General features: G+C 75.4%; 2 protein-coding genes (both running past the window's edge). Both read right to left on the bottom strand.

What is annotated here, in order from left to right; translation table 11 throughout:
- On the bottom strand, positions 1 to 457 hold the beginning of the coding sequence (gene nrfD / locus ACFSL4_RS27175; protein ID WP_381088219.1) for an NrfD/PsrC family molybdoenzyme membrane anchor subunit. The gene continues 557 nt to the left of window position 1, outside the view; only the first 457 of its 1,014 coding nucleotides appear in the window; the start codon lies at positions 455 to 457; its stop codon lies beyond the left edge, outside the window.
- On the bottom strand, positions 432 to 500 hold the 3' portion of the coding sequence (locus ACFSL4_RS27180) for a 4Fe-4S dicluster domain-containing protein (RefSeq protein ID WP_381088221.1). 882 nt of this gene lie beyond the right edge of the window; 69 of the gene's 951 nt are visible here — the last part of the coding sequence; its start codon lies off the right edge, out of view; it ends in the stop codon at positions 432 to 434. The genes nrfD and ACFSL4_RS27180 overlap by 26 nt, the downstream gene beginning before the upstream one ends.

Genomic DNA, 500 nt, shown 5'->3' on the forward strand with positions numbered 1-500 from the left:
CGTCGATGGCGGCGGCCACCACCGTGAGCGGGGCGTAACCGGCCAGCAGCCACGACCCCGTGTTCATCGGGGAGGTCGGCTTCAGGATGCGGAGCATGTTGAGGAAACGGGCGGGGCGGCCGAGGTCGTGCACGAGGGCGGCCAGCGACACGGAGATCGCTCCCGCCGCGCCCAGCTTCGCCGTCCGTGCCAGGGCCGGACGTCCGGTCGCGTGGCCTCCGGCGGCCAGCAGGGACGACGCGCCGGCGAGCCCTCCGAGGTACAGGTAGCCGGCGATGTCCAGGGCGCGCCAGGTCGGCTCGTTCAGGACCGGCCGGCCGTAGTACGAGGAGAAGCGGGCCTTTGCCACCACGGGCTGCTCGCCGCGACGCCGGCGCCCGGTGCCTGGCCCCGCGACGGCGTCCCGGCCGGGCCGCGCCCCCTGCGTCCCGTCACGGGTGACGTCCGAACCGGTCATCACGGCCTCCCGGCGAAGCTGACGACGGCCATCGCGGCGAGCG

This window comes from Streptomyces caeni (assembly GCF_042678285.1).
Classification (GTDB): domain Bacteria; phylum Actinomycetota; class Actinomycetes; order Streptomycetales; family Streptomycetaceae; genus Streptomyces; species Streptomyces caeni.